General features: G+C 52.3%; 18 protein-coding genes and 1 riboswitch. Of the genes, 16 read left to right on the forward strand and 2 right to left on the reverse strand.

The annotated features are described in order from the left end of the window. Positions 1–88: 88 nt before the first annotated feature. Positions 89–181, forward strand: a riboswitch (glycine riboswitch). 144 nt (positions 182–325) lie between these two features. Genes gcvT through gcvPB form a run of 3 tightly spaced genes read left to right on the forward strand, consistent with a single transcriptional unit; the run spans position 326 to position 4,277 of the window. Next, on the forward strand, positions 326–1,426 hold the full coding sequence (gene gcvT / locus ACTL32_RS08160) for a glycine cleavage system aminomethyltransferase GcvT (protein ID WP_441340978.1): 1,101 nt from the start codon (positions 326–328) through the stop codon (positions 1,424–1,426). A gap of 27 nt (positions 1,427–1,453) precedes the next feature. Then, on the forward strand, positions 1,454–2,821 hold the full coding sequence (gene gcvPA, locus ACTL32_RS08165; RefSeq protein WP_441340979.1) for an aminomethyl-transferring glycine dehydrogenase subunit GcvPA: 1,368 nt from the start codon (positions 1,454–1,456) through the stop codon (positions 2,819–2,821). Beyond that, entirely contained in the window at positions 2,814–4,277 is a 1,464-nt protein-coding gene (gcvPB, locus tag ACTL32_RS08170; protein WP_441340980.1) for an aminomethyl-transferring glycine dehydrogenase subunit GcvPB, read from the forward strand. The genes gcvPA and gcvPB overlap by 8 nt, the downstream gene beginning before the upstream one ends. A 506-nt stretch (positions 4,278–4,783) precedes the next feature. Here the strand turns inward: gcvPB and ACTL32_RS08175 are convergent. Both ACTL32_RS08175 and ACTL32_RS08180 read right to left on the reverse strand, forming a co-directional pair. After that, positions 4,784–6,058, reverse strand: a complete 1,275-nt coding sequence (locus ACTL32_RS08175) for an AAA family ATPase (protein ID WP_441340981.1) — start codon at positions 6,056–6,058, stop codon at positions 4,784–4,786. Between the two features lie 72 nt (positions 6,059–6,130). Then, entirely contained in the window at positions 6,131–6,511 is a 381-nt protein-coding gene (locus ACTL32_RS08180) for a rhodanese-like domain-containing protein (protein WP_441340982.1), read from the reverse strand. A gap of 156 nt (positions 6,512–6,667) precedes the next feature. Here ACTL32_RS08180 and ACTL32_RS08185 point away from each other — a divergent pair, with 156 nt between their 5' ends. From ACTL32_RS08185 to ACTL32_RS08245, 13 genes are all read left to right on the forward strand, one after another. Further along, positions 6,668–7,447, forward strand: a complete 780-nt coding sequence (locus ACTL32_RS08185) for a lipoate--protein ligase family protein (RefSeq protein ID WP_441341203.1) — start codon at positions 6,668–6,670, stop codon at positions 7,445–7,447. A 189-nt stretch (positions 7,448–7,636) separates the two neighbouring features. Further along, positions 7,637–10,195, forward strand: a complete 2,559-nt coding sequence (locus tag ACTL32_RS08190) for a vitamin B12-dependent ribonucleotide reductase (protein ID WP_441340983.1) — start codon at positions 7,637–7,639, stop codon at positions 10,193–10,195. A 441-nt stretch (positions 10,196–10,636) separates the two neighbouring features. After that, complete coding sequence (aroQ, locus tag ACTL32_RS08195; RefSeq protein ID WP_441340984.1) at positions 10,637–11,077, forward strand: type II 3-dehydroquinate dehydratase; 441 nt, start codon at positions 10,637–10,639, stop codon at positions 11,075–11,077. Beyond that, positions 11,074–12,162, forward strand: coding sequence for a M24 family metallopeptidase (locus tag ACTL32_RS08200; protein WP_441340985.1), 1,089 nt, complete (start codon positions 11,074–11,076; stop codon positions 12,160–12,162). The genes aroQ and ACTL32_RS08200 overlap by 4 nt, the downstream gene beginning before the upstream one ends. Next, the gene (gene efp / locus ACTL32_RS08205) at positions 12,159–12,719 is read left to right on the forward strand and encodes an elongation factor P (protein WP_441340986.1); all 561 of its coding nucleotides are present in this window, start codon (positions 12,159–12,161) and stop codon (positions 12,717–12,719) included. The genes ACTL32_RS08200 and efp overlap by 4 nt, the downstream gene beginning before the upstream one ends. 121 nt (positions 12,720–12,840) lie before the next feature. Continuing rightward, complete coding sequence (gene accB, locus ACTL32_RS08210; RefSeq protein WP_441340987.1) at positions 12,841–13,341, forward strand: acetyl-CoA carboxylase biotin carboxyl carrier protein; 501 nt, start codon at positions 12,841–12,843, stop codon at positions 13,339–13,341. Between the two features lie 13 nt (positions 13,342–13,354). Continuing rightward, on the forward strand, positions 13,355–14,704 hold the full coding sequence (gene accC, locus ACTL32_RS08215; protein WP_441340988.1) for an acetyl-CoA carboxylase biotin carboxylase subunit: 1,350 nt from the start codon (positions 13,355–13,357) through the stop codon (positions 14,702–14,704). 15 nt (positions 14,705–14,719) lie between these two features. Then, complete coding sequence (locus tag ACTL32_RS08220; protein WP_441340989.1) at positions 14,720–15,118, forward strand: Asp23/Gls24 family envelope stress response protein; 399 nt, start codon at positions 14,720–14,722, stop codon at positions 15,116–15,118. A 469-nt stretch (positions 15,119–15,587) separates the two neighbouring features. Further along, complete coding sequence (gene nusB / locus ACTL32_RS08225; protein WP_441340990.1) at positions 15,588–15,977, forward strand: transcription antitermination factor NusB; 390 nt, start codon at positions 15,588–15,590, stop codon at positions 15,975–15,977. 40 nt (positions 15,978–16,017) lie between these two features. After that, on the forward strand, positions 16,018–16,893 hold the full coding sequence (folD, locus tag ACTL32_RS08230) for a bifunctional methylenetetrahydrofolate dehydrogenase/methenyltetrahydrofolate cyclohydrolase FolD (RefSeq protein WP_441340991.1): 876 nt from the start codon (positions 16,018–16,020) through the stop codon (positions 16,891–16,893). A gap of 70 nt (positions 16,894–16,963) precedes the next feature. Then, positions 16,964–18,328, forward strand: a complete 1,365-nt coding sequence (xseA, locus tag ACTL32_RS08235; protein WP_441340992.1) for an exodeoxyribonuclease VII large subunit — start codon at positions 16,964–16,966, stop codon at positions 18,326–18,328. Beyond that, on the forward strand, positions 18,318–18,551 hold the full coding sequence (gene xseB / locus ACTL32_RS08240; RefSeq protein WP_441340993.1) for an exodeoxyribonuclease VII small subunit: 234 nt from the start codon (positions 18,318–18,320) through the stop codon (positions 18,549–18,551). Before xseA ends, xseB begins: the two co-directional genes overlap by 11 nt. Next, positions 18,548–19,426: a polyprenyl synthetase family protein gene (locus ACTL32_RS08245; protein ID WP_441340994.1), complete on the forward strand. Its 879-nt coding sequence runs from the start codon at positions 18,548–18,550 to the stop codon at positions 19,424–19,426. The genes xseB and ACTL32_RS08245 overlap by 4 nt, the downstream gene beginning before the upstream one ends. Positions 19,427–19,442: the final 16 nt, after the last annotated feature.

Consider the following 19,442-nt stretch of genomic DNA (forward strand, 5'->3'; position numbering starts at 1 on the left):
ATTGCGCTTCCCTCATAACAATGTTAGGATATAGACGAAGTTATACTATTCTGTATAACGGTTTGGACCAAACATTTGATTTGGGCGGATGAGTGTACGGGGAGAGAACGCGGAAGCGTCGCCGAAGGAGCAAATGGCAAAATGCCATGAATCTCTCAGGCAAAAAGACTCGTACAGGACGCATCTCTGGAGAACGCTGCTTTTGGCAGCTACCAAAGAGGAAAGCCGTAAAGGTAAACTTTCAGGTTCCAGGACAGAGATTTCCCTATTGCAGGGGAATCTCTGTCTTTTTTTTGCGGAATTTGATTATCGAGGAGGAAGATGAATGGCAGAATTGAAGCGCACCCCACTTTTCGAGGCGTATTCGAAGTACGGTGGAAAGACCATCGATTTCGGAGGGTGGGAACTACCAGTCCAATTTTCAAGCATCAAAGAAGAGCATGAAGCGGTAAGAACCAAAGCGGGCTTGTTCGATGTCTCCCATATGGGCGAGATCTTCGTCACGGGACCCAATAGCTTGCCTTACCTGCAACAATTGGTCACGAACGATGTGTCCAAGATCAAAGACGGGCAAGCCCAGTATACGGCCATGTGCTACGCTGACGGCGGAACCGTCGATGACTTGCTGGTCTATAAGATCGAAGACGGCAATTATCTGCTGGTCGTCAATGCATCGAATATCGAAAAGGATTTCGAATGGATGCAGAAGACTGTAACCGATGGCGTCTCGCTTGATAATCAATCCGAAAACTACGGGTTATTGGCGTTCCAAGGGCCGCTCGCCATGGAGATCCTCCAGCGGTTGACGGAACAGGACTTGTCCGAAATCAAACCGTTCCGCTTTAAAATGGATGTGCCGGTTGCCGGCCATGAAGTCATCGTTTCCCGAACCGGTTATACAGGAGAAGACGGATTTGAAATTTACGCAAGCCCGGAAGCGGTCGTCGCCCTCTGGGACCGCATCCTCGAAGAAGGAAAAGCGGACGGAGCGGTGCCGGCAGGCCTTGGTGCACGCGATACGCTGCGTTTTGAAGCTTGCCTCGCGCTTTACGGGCAGGAATTGTCGAAGGACATCACGCCGCTTGAAGCCGGCCTGAATTTTGTGGTGAAGCTGAACAAAGAAGAAGATTTTTCGGGCAAAGAAGCGCTGGCCTCCCAAAAAGAGAACGGCGTGCCCCGTAAACTTGTGGGAATTGAAATGATCGATAAAGGCATTCCGCGCCACGGCTATCCGGTTTATGCCAACGGGGAGCTGGTCGGGGAAGTCACGACGGGCACCCAATCGCCGACATTGAAAAAGAACATCGGCCTGGCTTTGGTCAAAAGTGAATTTGCAGAGCTCGGTACGGAACTCCAAGTGGAGATCCGCAACAAGCGCCTGAAAGCGAAAACAGCTGAAACGCCATTTTACAAGCGTTCAAAATAATCTCAATTGAAAAGGGGACAGCTACCGATGAAACATCGTTATCTACCAATGACGTCTCAAGACGAAAAAGAAATGCTGGAAGCGATCGGCATAGGGTCAATCGATGAGCTTTTTGCAGATATCCCGGAAAAAGTGCGTTTTAAAGGCGAGTATAAGATCAAAGCAGCCAAGTCGGAGTCTTCATTGACAAAGGAATTGGCGCAATTGGCCGCAAAAAATGCGGACACGAACCGCTATGCTTCATTCCTCGGTGCAGGCGTCTATGACCATTACAAGCCGATCATCGTCGACCACGTGATTTCGCGTTCTGAGTTCTATACAGCCTACACGCCGTACCAGCCGGAAATCTCGCAAGGGGAGCTGCAGGCCATCTTCGAATTCCAGACGATGATCAGCGAGTTGACAGGCATGGACCTGGCGAACTCCTCGATGTACGACGGCGGAACTGCGCTTGCTGAAGCCGGCATGCTGGCAGCGGGCCACACGCGCCGCAAGAAGATTTTGGTATCCCGTGCCGTACATCCGGAAACGCGCGATGTCGTGCGCACTTATGCGCTTGGCCAATCGATTGCTGTGGAAGAAGTGCCATTGAAAGACGGCCATACAGATATCGAAGCTTTGAAATCGATGATCGACGGCGACACAGCTGCAGTCATGGTGCAATACCCGAACTTCTTCGGCCAAGTGGAAGAATTGAAAGCCCTTGAGCCGGTCATCCACGAAGCGGGCGCTTTGTTCGCGGTTTCTGCAAACCCGTTGGCGCTCGGCGCATTGACGCCGCCCGGCAAGCTCGGAGCGGACATCACAGTCGGTGATGCACAGCCGTTCGGCATCTCCGAAGCATTCGGCGGACCGCATTGCGGCTATTTCGCGGTCACCAAACAATTGATGCGCAAAGTCCCTGGGCGCTTGGTCGGCGAAACAGTCGACGAAGACGGCCGCCGCGGTTTCGTTTTGACGCTGCAAGCGCGCGAACAGCATATCCGCCGCGACAAAGCGACATCGAATATCTGCTCGAACCAAGCGTTGAATGCCCTTGCGGCTTCCGTGGCGATGACGGCGCTCGGTAAAACCGGCACCAGACAGATTGCCGTGCAGAACATCACGAAAACGCATTACATGAAACAGCAATTGCAAGGGGCCGGCTTTGACGTGATTTTTGGCGGCGCCCATTTCAATGAAATTGTTGTGAAAACGAAAGCTCCGTCCAAAGAATTGAACGCCCGTCTGCTCGAAAAAGGCATGATCGGCGGCTATGACTTAGGGCGCAGCTATCCGGAACTCCAAGGCCATACGCTCATTGCTGTGACCGAACAGCGCACCAAAGAAGAGATCGATGCATTCGTGCAGGAACTTGCTGCTGCAGTGCAGGAAATGGGGGCTACTCATGCATAAAGACAACCAACCGCTCATTTTTGAATTGACGAAAGAAGGCCGCATTGGCTATAGCCTGCCGGACCTTGATGTTCCGGAAATCGATTTGGCCGATGTCTTGCCGGAAGGTTTGATCCGCGACGAAGCGGCTGATCTGCCGGAAGTGTCTGAACTGGATATCATGCGCCATTATACAGCGCTTTCCAAGCGCAACCACGGCGTCGATTCCGGGTTCTATCCGTTAGGATCGTGCACGATGAAGTACAACCCGAAAATCAACGAATCCGTAGCACGCTACCCTGGATTCGCGAATATCCATCCGCTTCAGGATGAATCTACCGTTCAAGGTGCAATGGAATTGATGTTCGATCTTCAAGAGCATCTGAAGGAAATCACCGGCATGGACGAAGTGACGCTCCAGCCGGCTGCCGGCGCTCATGGCGAATGGACAGGGCTGATGATGATCCGCGCTTACCATGAGTCGAGAGGCGACATGAACCGCACCAAAGTCATCGTTCCGGATTCTGCACACGGCACCAACCCGGCATCGGCAACAGTAGCCGGTTTCGAAACCGTAACAGTGAAATCGAACGAACACGGCCTGGTCGATCTTGAGGACTTGAAGCGCGTTGTCGGACCTGATACCGCTGCTTTGATGCTGACCAACCCGAACACGCTCGGCTTGTTCGAAGAACAGATTCTGGAAATGGCTGCCATCATCCACGAAGTCGGCGGCAAATTGTACTATGACGGCGCGAACTTGAACGCCGTTATGTCGAAAGCACGCCCTGGCGACATGGGCTTTGACGTCGTCCACTTGAACCTGCATAAGACGTTCACCGGCCCTCACGGCGGCGGCGGCCCGGGTTCCGGCCCTGTCGGCGTCCAGAAGGACCTGATTCCATACCTGCCAAGCCCGGTGCTGGTGAAGTCAGGCGAAGCTTTTACATTCGACTACAACCGCCCGGAATCAATCGGCCGCGTCAAACCGTTCTACGGCAACTTCGGCATTAACGTGCGTGCCTATACGTATATCCGTTCCATGGGCCCGGACGGCCTGAAAGCCGTGACGGAATATGCCGTATTGAACGCCAACTACATGATGCGCAAATTACAGCCGCATTTCGATCTGCCGTATGACCGCCACTGCAAGCACGAATTCGTCCTCAGCGGGCGCCGCCAAAAGAAATTGGGCGTACGTACGCTTGATATGGCGAAACGCTTGCTTGACTTCGGCTACCATCCGCCGACGATCTACTTCCCGTTGAACGTGGAGGAAGGCATGATGATCGAACCGACGGAGACGGAATCCAAGGAAACGCTTGACGCGTTCATCGATGCGATGATCCAGATTGCGAAAGAAGTGGAAGACAATCCGGAAATCGTCCAGAATGCACCGCACACGACTGTCATCAAACGCTTGGATGAAACACAGGCGGCTCGCAAGCCGGTCCTGCGCTACACCAAAGCTGAATAGAACAAACGAAGAGCCCGCCTGCGGATTTCCGCAGGCGGGCTTAAATTATTGGAAAAGATATAAAACGCTAGTCTCTCAAACGATATTCCGCAAAACAGCTGCGAAGCTATTGGCCGAAAGTAGTTCGGCCGATAGCTTCGCGACGAAGCGCATAACGCTGCAACGGTTTTTCATGTCCCGCAGCTAGCGCAGCGATGCAGGGACAGGAGCAGTACGATTTTCTCCGCTGTTTTGCTTCATATCTCAGAGATGTTTACTCAACCAGGTTCAGACTATGTACATTTCTCCTATAGAAAGCGTATCTAGCGCCGGCGCGTCAACGGGCTAGGCGAAGCTATGAGACGGGTGTCCTTTCCGGCTCATGGCGGGAGCCATTCCCAAAGCGCCGAAGCGGAATAAGAGGTTTATTTCTTTTATCAACTAATCTGGAGAAGTTTTCTCGACAGTCAGAGCCCGCCTGCAGATTTCCACAGGCGGGCTCTTTTGCTGTCCATTTTACCGGTTCTTCATCCGAATCCGATGGGCGAATCGGCTTCTTCCCAATCATTCTTTGCAGAGCGGCGGCTCTGCTTTTGAAGTTCCTGGATGCGTTCGCCGTATTTCGTCTCCCCTTCGTAATGCCAGTTCAGGGCAGTGGACATGTACAGTTCATTGAGCTGGGAAATCGACAGACCTTTTGAAAGCTTGGCCATGTCATCCAGCTGTTCGGGGGTGAAAATCGATTTGACGTCGAGTTTTTGCAGGTATTGCTTGCGCAGCTTTTTGTCAGGAGAAGGGATCTCGTACGCCCGGTCAAACCGGCCAGCCCGGTTGATGAGCGCGGGATCGATCCGCTCGGGGTAATTCGTTGTCCCGATGATAAAAAGGCCTTCACGGGACTGCGTGCCGTCAAGTGTGTTCAGGAAGACCGACCGTGTGAACTCGGGCATCGAATCGATATCTTCTATGACAAGAATCGCAGGGGCGAGGCGCGACACGGTCCCGAAAACTTCCTGTACGGTATAGCTGGACGTGAATTCAGTTATCTGCCAATAGACGACCGGCGCTTCAGTGGAGCCGGTGATTGACTTGACAAGTGTCGTTTTGCCGTTGCCGGGAGCTCCGTAGAGTAGGATGCCTCGTTTGTACGGGACGCCGTACTCTTTGAAAAACACGCCGTCTTCCAGGAAGAATTCATCAATCGAGCGGAAAATGTCCTTTTTGATGCCTGCTTCCAAGATGACATCGTCGCGGTTGACGATGGCCATTTCCCCGTAATTCCGGCGTTTTACGCCTTCGTCGGTGTCCACAAGGAACGTGATGCTGTTCATCAGTTCAATGCGCAGCAGCTCGTTCATGGCTTCCAGGAAGGCAAGGGCAGCAGGTTCCGATTTAGCGAAAAATTGGAATTCCGGCCATGCATTCTCGGCGGCGGTAAAGAGCTGGTATTGAGAAAGGGCGACATCGTAATCAGGGAAAAAGACCAGGCGGTTCTCAAAGCTCTGCCGCACCCGCAGGCTGCCGCTCTGATCGTCTTCTTCTGCGCTCGCAATTTTGCCGAGCGGTCGGGCCTGATACAAAAAGCACAGGGTTTCAAAATTCAGGATCCCCTTTTCCATCAGGTCGAGCAGGTGAGTATGGAGCCTCGAGATCGTCTCTTCAATATCGACGTGGAACCAAGTCCCCGGTGACCGTTCATTCAGTTCAGCCAATGCTTTTTCGGAAACAGCTGCAACTTCCGCATAATGGGGCAGCGTTTCCCGAAGGGTTTCCCCGTGGGGAAAAAGAATTTTGGGCAACATGATATTCCTCCAGTCCTGGTCATTTCTCAGAATGAAAAGAGCCCTTCCGCACCTGGGAAAGGCTCTAGATGATTATTTGGCTTTGACCTTGCCGGTCCATTGCTTGAAGCCGCCTTGCAATTGATACAATTGGTCATATCCTTTTTTCTTAAGGAACAACGCCACCCGGCCGCTGCGTGCGCCGTTCTGGTCGTAGATGTAAACCGGTTTGTCAGCGCGGATCTCGCGGTAGCGCTGGTTCAGTTGGGTCTGGGGGATGTTGCGCGCGCCCAGGATGTGGCCGTTCGCAAAATCTTTCGGTTCCCGCACATCGATCAGCTGCGCTTTGCGGTATCCTTCGATAAACTGCTCTTGCGTCAAAGTAGTGACGGCCTTCTTGATGCGGAAATACGAAATTGCTGCAAAGATGAGCAATGCGGCAACTATGCCTAAAGTAATATAAAGAAACTCCACTGTTCTTGCCCCTTTCTAATCTCTCTCCATTATAAAAGATGGAGTGACTCATGTTCAATGGCAATGTTACACTAATTAAAGAAATTAGGGGGCGATCTTGTGAATTTTCCGGAATGGTTGTTTATTGATTCAGGCAAAGGGACACCGTCATTCAATATGGCGCTCGACGAAGCGCTGCTGAACTGGCACAGCGAAGGGGCCATCCCGCCGGTGATCCGGTTTTACCGCTGGGAGCCGGCAGCGCTTTCGATCGGCTATTTTCAGAAAGTGGAAAAAGAAATCGACATGGAGCAAGTGGAGCGCCTCGGGCTCGGCTTCGTGCGCCGGCCGACCGGCGGGAGGGGGGTCCTCCATGAACATGAACTGACCTACAGCATCATCGTCAGCGAAGATTACCCGGACATGCCGGAAACGGTGACCGAAGCCTACCGGGTGCTGAGCGGCGGACTGCTGGAGGGGTTCCGGAATCTCGGCCTCGATGCGTCCTTTTCCGTTCCGCTGACCGATAGCCAGAAGGCGGATCTGAAAAAGCCGAAAAGCGCAGTATGCTTTGATGCGCCGAGCTGGTACGAAATGGTGGTCGAAGGCCGCAAGATTGCCGGCAGCGCACAGACGCGACAAAAAGGGGTCATCCTGCAGCACGGTGCCATCCTGCTCGACTTGGATGCTGAGAAATTATTATCGGTCTTCAAGTTTCCGGATGAAGATGCGAAAGAGCGCATGCGCAGAAAAATACCCCAAAAAGCGGCGGCGATCAATGACCTGCGGCAGGAGAAAGCCACTCCCGAAGAATGCGCAAGTGCGTTCAAAGCCGGGTTCGAAGCGGCTCTCGGCATCCGGCTGAAGCCGTTTTCGCTGACCGCGGAACAGCGTCTGGAAGTTCAGAAGATTGAGGAAATGCGCTATGCCAATCCGGCCTGGAATCTTCGGGTCTGAGGAGTCTAAAGACTCATTTTACATAGGGTGAAATGGTGGAAACCTTTGTGGATTCAGCTTTGAGACGGCACGTGAAACTGGAAGCAAAATTTTGTTATTGCTTCGATGTTTCAACATATAGTACGATGGGAAATGTAATAATACTATATATAGTGTCTACTCCATATAATATGAAGGAGGAATTGTCAAATGGTTTCTGCCACTCAAAAAGAATATTCTCTAAATCCGGTGAGTCTGAACAGCGACATCGAAGCGTTCCCGCAAGTTTTCGCGATCACCCCGGACATGAAAACAACACATAAAGGGGTATCGCGCCTCGTCATGATCGACCGCTATTCATTCAAGGATACGGAAAAGAAGACGCTGAAAGCGGGCGACTTCGTCGTGCTGACAGTCAAGGAGGATCCGAAATTCCCGGCACGCGGCTTGGGATATATCGTATCGGTCGACAGAACGTCGAATACAGCGAAAGTCTGGATCGAAGAAGACTACCGCAGCGCAATCGACAAACCCGAGGAAGCGGAGGCGGGAATCGTCAACCGTTCGCTTGATGTCATCGAAAAACCCTTGGAAGTCTATTACGAGCAGATCGCTAAACGCAATGCGGCCGGACTTGCTTCAGTGGAAACGACGCCTGAAAAACGCGAAGAATGGTTCGGGAAGTTCTATGAACAGCTGGTCAACCTGAAATTCATCCCTGCAGGCCGCGTCCTTTACGGAGCCGGCGCAGGCACGGACGTCACGTATTTCAACTGCTACGTGATGCCATTCGTGGCAGATTCGCGTGAAGGCATTTCAGACCACCGCAAACAAGTGATGGAAATTATGTCCCGGGGCGGCGGCGTCGGCACGAACGGTTCTACGCTGCGCCCGAGAAACACGCTTGCGCGCGGGGTCAATGGAAAATCATCTGGTTCGGTTTCCTGGCTCGACGACATTGCAAAACTGACGCATCTGGTCGAACAAGGCGGCTCCCGCCGCGGCGCTCAGATGATCATGCTGGCTGATTGGCATCCGGATATCGCGGAATTCATCATTTCCAAAATGCAGAACCCGCGCATCCTCCGCTACTTGATCGAGAATACGGAAGACGAAATGATCAAAAAGCTGGCGAATGAGAAATTGAAGTTCAAGCCGCTCCTCGAACAGGAAGAAGCCATGTACCAAGGGATCCTGAACTACCGGGCGATTCCGGGCATGGGCGGATTCAACGAGAAGATCATGCGCGATGCTGAAACGAAGCTGCGCGACGGCGGAACCTACTCGGTCCACAACGAAGAATTCCTGACAGGCGCGAACATTTCCGTGACCCTGACAGACGATTTCATGAAAGCGGTCGAAGAAGATGCGGATTACGACCTGCGCTTCCCGGCGGTCGAATCGTATTCAAAAGAAGAAATGGCCATCTACAATGAACAATGGCAGGAAATCGGCGATGTGCGTGAATGGGAGCGCATGGGCCACGGCGTCCGCGTCTACCGTACGATCAAAGCCCGCGAACTGTGGAATTTGATCAACGTCTGTGCAACGTACTCAGCTGAGCCGGGCATTTTCTTCATCGATAATGCCAACGCCAAGACGAACGCAACGGCATATGGGCAAAAAGTGGTAGCGACGAACCCTTGCGGCGAACAACCGCTGGCGCCATACTCCGTCTGCAACCTTGCTGCCGTCAACTTGGCGCGCTTTGCAGATCCAGTAAGCAAGGAAGTGGACTTCGAAGCATTGAAAGAAACCGTCAAAGTCGGCGTCCGTATGCAGGACAATGTCATCGACGCAACACCGTACTTCCTGGAAGAGAACCGCGTCCAGGCGCTCGGCGAACGCCGTGTGGGCTTAGGCGTCATGGGGCTTGCCGACCTGCTGATTTATTGCGACAAGGAATACGGCTCGCCCGAAGGCAACGAACTTGTCGATGAGATCTTCAAGACGATTGCTGTAGCGGCGTACGAAGAATCAACGCTTCTTGCAAAAGAGCGCGGAAGCTTCCCGTTCCTGATCGGCAACACAGATGAAGAAACAGCTTCACTCCGGAAAGCGTTCAGCGAAACCGGCTTTATGCAAGGCATGCCGGAAGAAATCCGCCAGGGCATCCTGGACAACGGAATCCGCAACTCGCATCTGCTGACGGTTGCACCGACCGGTTCTACAGGCACAATGGTCGGCGTATCTACAGGGCTCGAGCCATATTATTCATTCACATACTACCGCAGCGGACGCCTTGGCAAGTTCATCGAAGTGAAAGCGGACATCGTCCGTGAATACTTGAAGAACAACCCGGAAGCGGACGAAGAAAACCTGCCGAAAGCATTCGTTACGTCGATGGACCTGGCTCCGGAAGCGCATGCGGACGTGCAGTGCATCATCCAGCGCTGGATCGATTCATCGATCTCGAAGACAGTCAACGCACCGCGCGGCTACACAGTCGAGCAGGTTGAAGGCGTCTACGAGCGCTTGTACAAAGGCGGAGCAAAAGGCGGCACGGTCTACGTCGACGGAAGCCGCGACTCGCAGGTGCTGACGCTGAAAGCGGAGGAGAACACATTCGAGGAGCCGCATCAGGAAGACGTCAAAGGCAAACGCCCGATCGTCCTGATCGACACGATCCAGGATCTCCGTTCAACGAATGTCACCATCGGCTCTGAAATCGGCAACACATGCCCGGTCTGCCGCAAAGGGACAGTCGAAGAAATGGGCGGCTGCAACACCTGCACGAACTGCAACGCGCAGCTGAAATGCGGACTGTAAGCAAAAAATCTTCAAAAACAGCCGCTTGAGAATAAATTCCGGCAACACTTATCTTATTCATCCAAAACCATCTTTCCTCTGCAGAGGGAAGATGGTTTTTTTTTGGCTTTTGGATCGACCGGTTTTCCGAATTTGAAGCAACGGTGCTCCAACCGCTTTATTGAACCGGTTCCAAAAATAGGTAAAACGGGCCGGCATCAAAAAAAATCGTGAAAAGAGGTGATCCAACATGAAAATCACATAAAATTGCTGTAAGAAAAGATAAATGTACTAAACTACATAAGGTTAATTGTTCGAAAACCAAAAAACGCAACAAGAAACAAAAACCAGGCCGGGAAAAGCCGTGAGAGAGAATCGTCGCGGCACTATTCAGGAAATATTTGCTCTGCCATTCCCTTATGATAAAATAATGAAGACTGTGACAGATGGGAGTTGGGAGAAATGAAGGTGTTGTGTTTGAACGGGCCGAACTTGAACCGCCTCGGCAAACGCGAGAAAGAAGCGTACGGTACATTTACTTTGGAGGAACTGGAAAATGAATTGATGGATTTTGCCGGCAGCAACGGGATCAACCTGATGTGCATGCAGTCGAACCATGAAGGGGAATTGGTCGACTGGATCCACTTGGCGGCTGACGACGGCACGGATGCCATTGTGCTGAATGCCGGGGCGTATACACATACCAGCGTCGCCATCAGGGATGCCATCGCCTCCATCCAAATCCCTGTGGTTGAAGTACATATCTCAAACGTTTATAAGCGGGAGGAGTTCCGCCATCATTCCTATATCGCGCCGGTTGCGGCCGGACAAATTACGGGCTTTGGCCAGGACGTTTATAAATTGGCGCTGCATGCGCTGCTCCTACAACAATCGAGAGGATGAATCCATTGAAACTTCAAAAATTACGCAATGAAATGCAACAACAGCAAATCGAGGCTCTTTTGATCACCAGCCAATACAACCTGCGCTATATTACCGAGTTCACCGGGACAGCTGGGCTGGCGCTCGTGACGCCGGAAAAAGCGTTCTTCATCACCGATTTCCGCTATACCGAACAGGCCGGCGCCCAGGTCAAGGAATTCGAAGTGGTCCAGGCAAAGACGAATTTATTGGAAGAAGTCGCTGAAATCGTTCAATCTCTTGGTTTAGAGACAGTTTCATTCGAACAGGATTATATGACTTACGCTCTCTTCAGCCAGTACAAAGAGAAAATGGATGCAGAAATGAAACCTGTCAGCGGGTTGATTGAAAAGATCCGGATGTTCAAGACGCCGGAAGAAGTCGAAGTGCTGAAAGCCGCTGCAAAAATTGCCGATGCTGCCTACGAGCATATCTGCACATTCATCCGCCCGGGACAAACGGAGCTGGAGATTTCGAATGAACTCGAATTCTTCATGCGCAGCCAAGGTGCAACATCTTCCTCGTTCGATATCATCGTTGCGTCAGGCACCCGTTCTGCATTGCCGCACGGGGTGGCGACGGACAAACGGATCGAGGCGGGCGACATGATCACGCTCGATTTCGGAGCGCTATACAATGGCTACATCTCGGACATCACGCGCACGCTGGCTGTCGGTGAACCGTCTGAAAAGCTGAAAGAAATCTACCAGGTCGTCCTGGACGCCCAAGTTCTGGCGCTCGAAAACATCAAACCGGGCATGACGGGCATTGAAGCCGACGCAATTGCACGTGATTACATCAAATCAAAGGGCTACGGCGATGCATTCGGCCATTCAACCGGCCATGGCATCGGGCTTGAAGTCCATGAAGCTCCCGGGTTATCATCTAAATCGCAGACAGTTCTTGAACCGGGCATGGCCGTGACGGTAGAGCCGGGCATTTATCTGCCGGGAATTGGCGGAGTGCGCATAGAAGATGATATAATGATTACCGAGTCTGGCAATGAGCGATTAACTCATTCGACGAAAGAGCTGCGTATTTTACAAGTAACGGAGGAAATTAAATGATTTCAGTAAACGATTTTAAAACAGGCGTCACAATCGAAGTGGATAACGCCATCTGGCGTGTAATGGAATTCCAGCACGTAAAACCGGGCAAAGGTGCGGCATTCGTCCGTACGAAATTGCGCAACTTGCGCACAGGCAGCGTAACGGAAAAAACGTTCCGTGCCGGCGAGAAAGTGGCGAAAGCACAGATCGACAACCGCAAAATGCAATATCTTTATGCGAGCGGCGATGTCCATGCATTCATGGACACGGAAACTTATGACCAGATCGAGCTTCCAGAAAAAAGCATCGAGTATGAATTGAAGTTCCTTCAGGAAAACATGGAAGTACAAGTAATCCAATTCCAGGGCGAAGTGCTTGGCGTTGAATTGCCGAATTCGGTCGTTCTTGAAGTGGCTGAAACAGATCCCGGCATCAAAGGCGATACAGCAAGCGGCGGCACGAAGCCGGCTAAATTGACGACCGGCCTTGTCATCCAAGTGCCTTTCTTCATCAACGAAGGCGACAAGCTAATCATCAACACGACGGATTCTTCTTACGTTTCACGCGCACAATAATGAAAATCGGCCTCTTCCGAAGAGGCCTTTTTTTAAAGAAAAGCTCGCTGTTCCAAAATGGGCTGAAAAAGTCTAAAATAGTACAGGTAGGCACAACCATACATAAAGGGAGTTGGATAATTTGAAAATCCAGGAAATTCGCGAAATCATCAAACTAGTGGATGGCTCGTCAATCGATGAATTCATTTATGAATCCGAAGGCACGAAAGTGAAATTGAAGAAAAACGGCGGGGCTGTTTCGGCACCGGCAGCACAGGCGCCAGCGGCACCAGCTCCAAAAACGGAAGAAGCGCCGAAAGCAGCTGCGCCAGCTCCTGCAGCAAAAGCGGAAGAACTGATTTCTGAAGAAGCGCCTGAAGTGGCGGTCCAAAACGACGCAAACTTGCATCAGATCCTTTCGCCGATGGTCGGGACATTCTATCAGTCGCCATCACCGGAAGAACCAGCATATGTACAGCCAGGAACGAAAGTTTCAGCTGACCAGGTGGTCTGCATCGTCGAAGCGATGAAATTGTTCAATGAAATCGAAGCGGAAGTAGATGGGGAAATTGCTGAAATTCTTGTAAAAGATGGCCAGCTTGTAGAATACGGCCAGCCTCTATTCCTCGTTAAAACAAACTGAGGAGGGGTCCCCTATGAAAAAAGTATTGATAGCCAACCGCGGGGAGATCGCTGTCCGCATCATCCGCGCCTGCAAAGAAATGGATATTGAAACGGTCGCTGTGTATTCAGAGGCTGACAAAGAGGCGCTCCATGTAGAATTGGCCGATGAAGCTTATTGCATCGGGCCAAAAGCGTCCAAAGACAGCTATTTGAATTTCTCGAACATCATTTCCGTCGCGAAATTGACGAACTGTGACGGCATTCATCCGGGGTACGGATTCTTGGCTGAAAATGCCAGCTTCGCTGAATTGTGCGAAGCTTGCGATATCATGTTCATCGGTCCGACTTCGGATGCGATTTCGAAGATGGGGACAAAGGATGTTGCGCGTGAAACGATGCGCAAAGCCGGCGTTCCGGTCGTTCCGGGTTCAACCGGCATTGTCGGAAGCGAAAAGGAAGGCTTGGAGATCGCGGAAGAAATCGGTTTCCCCGTCATCATCAAAGCGACAGCAGGAGGCGGCGGGAAAGGTATCCGCGTCGCCCGCGACCGCGATGATTTCATTACCGGCCTTCGCATGACACAAAAAGAAGCGGCCGCAGCGTTCGGCAATCCTGGCGTTTATATCGAGAAATTCATCGAAGATTTCCGCCACGTGGAAATCCAGGTGCTGGCCGATTCCCACGGCAATGCGATCCATCTGGGCGAGCGCGACTGCTCAATCCAGCGCCGCATGCAAAAACTAGTGGAAGAAGCGCCGTCACCGGCATTAAGCCCTGAACTTCGCGCTGAAATGGGCGAAGCGGCAGTGAAAGCTGCGCTTGCTGTAAATTACCGCGGAGCGGGAACGGTCGAATTCATTTTCGATGCCGTGAACCAGAAGTTCTATTTCATGGAAATGAATACCCGTATCCAGGTGGAACACCCGGTGACTGAAATGATTACCGGAATCGACCTGATCCAGCAGCAGCTGCGTGTGGCATCCGGCGAAACTCTCGCCTACACGCAAGAAGATGTGACGTTCAAAGGCTGGTCGATCGAATGCCGCATCAACGCGGAAAACCCGGCGAAGAACTTCATGCCTTCGGCAGGCAAAGTGACCATGTACCTGGCGCCAGGCGGCCTCGGCGTCCGTGTGGATTCGGCGATGTATCCGGGCTATAGCATTCCGCCTTATTATGATTCCATGGTGGCCAAGCTGATCACATTTGCGGACACGCGTGAAGAAGCGATCGCGAAAATGAAGCGTGCCCTCGATGAATTTGTCGTCGAAGGGGTCCATACGACCATCCCGTTCCATTTGAAGCTGATGGATCACGAAGTGTTCAAATCCGGCGATTTCAACACGAAATTCCTTGAAAAGTACGATGTTCTAGAATCCTAAAAGGAGCGTTGCCCTATGGCTGAAAAAGCGGCACCATATTTGCGCATGAAATCCCACGGCCCACAAGATCTAGGCAATATCGAAGTGGCACCGGAAGTCCTCGAAATCATTGCGAGCATTGCGGCTTCGGACATCGAAGGCATTGCGAGCATGCGCGGAAACTTCGCGTCCGGCGTTGTAGAACGCCTGGGCAAGAAAGTCCACGGCAAAGGGGTCAAAACGGAGCTGTCCGAAAACGGGCTGATGATTGACGTCTTTTGTGTCGTGAACTACGGCGTGTCGATTCCGAAGACCGCGTTGAAAGTGCAGGAACATGTCCGCCAGACGCTTGAGAACATGACGAGCCTGCAGACGCAGGAAGTCAATGTCCACATCACCGGTGTGCAATTTGAAACCGGGGAAGAGCATCATTGATTGAAATAGCAATAAATGAAAGAGGTGCCGGCCTAGCCGGCGCCTTTTTTTGTTTGGTGCCCAAAGGTGGTATGGAGCAGAATCCTTACGGCTGTCTCTATCTCTGCCTCTGCACTAGCTTCGAGGCATGGAAGAGCGTTGCATCGTTCTCTTCGAAGCAAAGGGGCTGTCCAAAAAGCCCACAACGAAAATTCAGAGGAAAAAAATTAATGCTTTTCTCCTCTGAATTTTTTTATCCTATAACGGCTGATGGGAATGGAGGCGGCGACTCCAGCGGGACAGCGAAGTGCCGAAATCCACTCGGACGCGAGTCCGAGTTAGTTCGGCGCAAGCCCGCGGAAAGCGTCCGCCGCAATGGACAGCAGCCCTTTTTGGACAGTCCCTTGTCAGAACATTTCAAACTTGGAACTTCAAACAGATTACCTGTATAATGAGGGGTAATTAGGGTGTAAAGGAGACCGGAAAACTTATGAAACGACACGAGGCACGAGAAAAGGCGCTTCAGACATTGTTCCAGCTGGACGGCACAGAGCTGACTGTCAACGAGGCGGCCGAACATGTCATGGGCATGGAGAAAGACAATTTTTACGATCTGCTTGTGCAGGGCACGTATGCCAATATGGCGGCGATCGATGAGAAGCTGAAAGGCCATTTGGAGAAATGGTCGCTTGAGCGGCTTCCGAAAGTCGAGCGCACGATTCTCCGCATGGCGGTCTTTGAATTGGCGTTCATGGAAGATGCGCCTTCGAGCGTGGTCATGAACGAAGCGATCGAACTCAGCAAAACGTTCGGCGATGACAAATCGAGCCGCTTTGTAAACGGCGTTTTGTCGAAGTTCACTGACGAATTGGCAAACTAAGGCACGAACAGGCAAGCAAACTGAATTGGAGGGTTTTTTTGTGACGGCGACCATCATCGACGGAAAAGCAGTAAGCCAGAAGATTAAAGAGCAAGTGAAAGTGCGCGTTGAAAATTTGAAAAGCCAAGGGGTGACACCGGGACTTGCGGTGGTGCTGGTGGGAGATAACTCCGCTTCCCTTACATATGTAAAAAACAAGCAGCGGACGTGCGAAGCGCTCGGCATGCGTTCGGATCTCCATGAATATCCGGAGTCGCTGACCGAAGCGGAGCTGCTATCGAAAATCGATGAACTGAATAATGATTCCGGCATCCACGGGATATTGGTTCAATTGCCGCTGCCAATGCATATTGATGAGTTCAAGGTGATTACGGCTATTTCGCCATTGAAAGATGTTGACGGCTTCCATCCGATTTCGGTCGGCAATATGATGATCGGAAAAGAGGCGTTTCTTCCTTGCACGCCACACGGCATTATGAAGCTTCTGGAACATTACGGCATCGACCCTGCCGGAAAACATGCAGTCGTCATCGGGCGCAGCAATATTGTCGGCAAACCGGTCGGACAATTGCTGCTGCAAAAAGACGCAACGGTCACTTATTGCCATTCCAAAACAAAAGATTTGGCCTCGTTCACCAGACAGGCGGACATTCTGGTTGCGGCTATCGGGAGAGCGAAATTCATCGATCACACGCATATCAAACCGGGGGCGGTCATCATCGATGTCGGCATGAACCGGGATGAATCCGGCAAACTATGCGGGGACGTCGATTATGCGGATGTCCTAGAAACCGCATCGTTCGTTACGCCGGTTCCCGGCGGCGTCGGGCCGATGACCATCGCCATGCTCATGGAGAACACCTTGCAATCTGCCGAAAACGGGCTGTCGAAAGACAAAAGCGCCCAAACCATGTAAAATAAATAGAAACAGAGCTGTTTTTCGAGAGAAAGACAGCTTTTTAATTTCGATGATTGGGGTTGTAATTTTGGCGGCAGACCCGTATTTATCCGTAAAAGCGTTGACCAAATACATAAAGAAGAAATTCGACGTCGATCCCCATCTGCGTGATGTCTACGTCAAAGGGGAATTGTCGAACGTCAAAATCCATACGAGCGGCCATATTTATTTCACGTTGAAAGACAATGTGTCCCGCTTGCCGGCTGTCATGTTCTCCGCCAATGCGAAAGCGGTGAAGTTCCGGCCTGAAAGCGGCATGACCGTATTGATCCGGGGGGATGTAACCGTTTACGAAGCATCCGGGCAGTACCAGCTTTATGCCCAGTCGATGCAGGCCGACGGTGTCGGAGACTATTACCTGGCCTTTGAACAGCTGAAAGAACAGCTGGCGAAAGAGGGCTTGTTCAATCCTGCCCATAAAAAGGCGTTCCCGCGTTTTCCGGAACGGATTGCCGTGGTGACAGCTCCGACAGGGGCAGCGGTGCGCGACATCGTCATCACCCTCAACCGGCGCTACCCGCTGGCGAAAGTGGTCATCTATCCGACGCTTGTACAAGGTGCGCAGGCGACCCAATCGATCGTCCAGTCCATCCAAGCGGCCAACCAGCAGGAGTTTGACGTCATGATCGTCGGACGCGGCGGCGGGTCGATCGAAGATTTATGGGCGTTCAATGAAGAAGCGGTCGCACGTGCGATCTACCAGTCCCGCATTCCGATCATCAGCGCTGTCGGGCATGAGACGGATACGACCATCGCCGACTTTGTGGCGGATATGCGTGCGCCGACGCCGACCGCAGCGGCAGAATTGGCCGTTCCGAGCAAGACGGAACTTTTGGACCGGCTGCTCCGCTACCGGAGCGGCATGTACCGGCAAGCGGCGAACGTCATTGCAAAAGACAAAGCGTCGCTCAACCGGCTGACGTCTTCCTACCCGCTCGCTTATCCGGACCGGCTGTACCGGCCGTTCATCGAACGGATTGAACGGGCGACCGATTCCTTGCAGCGCGAAACATTCCAGCAAATGAACTATGCGCGCGAGCGGTACAGCAACCTGTCAAACCAGCTGGCTTCAAGAAGTCCGGAGAACCGGATCCGCCAAGCGATGCTCGAAGTGGACAGCCTTGAACGCCGGCTCGGCCAATTGGCCAATCTTTCGGTCAAGGACCGGAGCCGCCAATTGTCATCGGCCATGCGGACGCTCGATGCCTTAAGCCCATTGAAGATCATGGACCGCGGCTACTCGATCTCCTATAAAGGCGATGAAGTGGTCAAAAGTGTGGAACAAGTGGAACCTGGCGATGAACTGACCGTCGCGATGAAGGACGGCACATTGAAAGCGGTAGTAAACGAACGCATTCTAGCGAACAAAGGAGACCGGAAAGATGGCAGATAAAGATATCAAATTCAATCAAGCGATGGAACAACTCGAAGAAATCGTGCGTCAATTGGAGCAAGGGGACGTGCCGCTCGAAGAAGCGCTGACGCTGTATCAAAAAGGCATGGAACTTTCGAAAGTCTGCCACGATAAATTGCAGAGCGCCGAAAAGCAATTGGTCACGATGATGCAAGAAGGCAAAGAAGTACCGGCGGATATCGAAGGCGGGAATGCAAAATGAACCTGTCCGATTTCAGAACCCATTACGAGCCGCTGATCCAGCAGGAACTGGCTGATTTGATCCAACGCCTGTCAATCCCTGCTTCATTGAAGGACTCCATGCACTACTCGCTGCAGGCCGGGGGCAAGCGCATCCGCCCGATCCTTCTTTTGGCGGTGCTGCATGAGCTCGGGGACGGGCATCCGGACGCATTGAAAGTCGCAGCAGCGATCGAAATGATCCATACCTATTCCTTGATCCACGATGATCTGCCGAGCATGGACAATGACGACCTGCGGCGCGGCATGCCGACAAACCATAAAGTATTCGGCGAAGCGGTCGCGATCCTTGCGGGCGATGCCTTGCTGACGTACAGCTTTGGCGTCGTGGCAAGACTCCAGCATGTCGACAGCGAAGACAAAGTGCGCCTGATTGACCTGATGAGCGTTTCTGCCGGAGCGGAAGGGATGGTCGGCGGCCAAGTGCTCGACATCGAAGGGGAAGAGAAGAAACTCGGCCTCGAAGAACTTGAACAGGTCCACCGCCTGAAGACCGGCGCCTTGTTGACCTACAGCATCCTGGCTGGCGCCATCCTTGCAAAAGCCACGGATGAGGAAATTGTGGCGCTCAGCAGATTCGGCCAGCATCTTGGTTTGGCTTTCCAGATCCAGGATGATATCCTTGATGTCACCGGCACTTCCGAAGAACTCGGAAAAACCGCCGGCAAGGACGAATCGAGCGAGAAAAGCACGTATCCGGGCTTGCTGACGCTCCCGAAAGCGAAAGAAAAACTGGATTTCCACGCCGGCGAAGCGCTCAAGGCGATCGCGGAACTGGGCGGAACGAAACCGCTGCTTGAGGAATTGACGGCATTGATTGTAAAAAGAAAAAGCTGAACCGATGCACTCTGAT

Origin of the sequence: Planococcus sp. FY231025, assembly GCF_052078085.1 — a bacterium.
In the GTDB taxonomy this organism is placed as follows: Bacteria; Bacillota; Bacilli; order Bacillales_A; family Planococcaceae; genus Planococcus.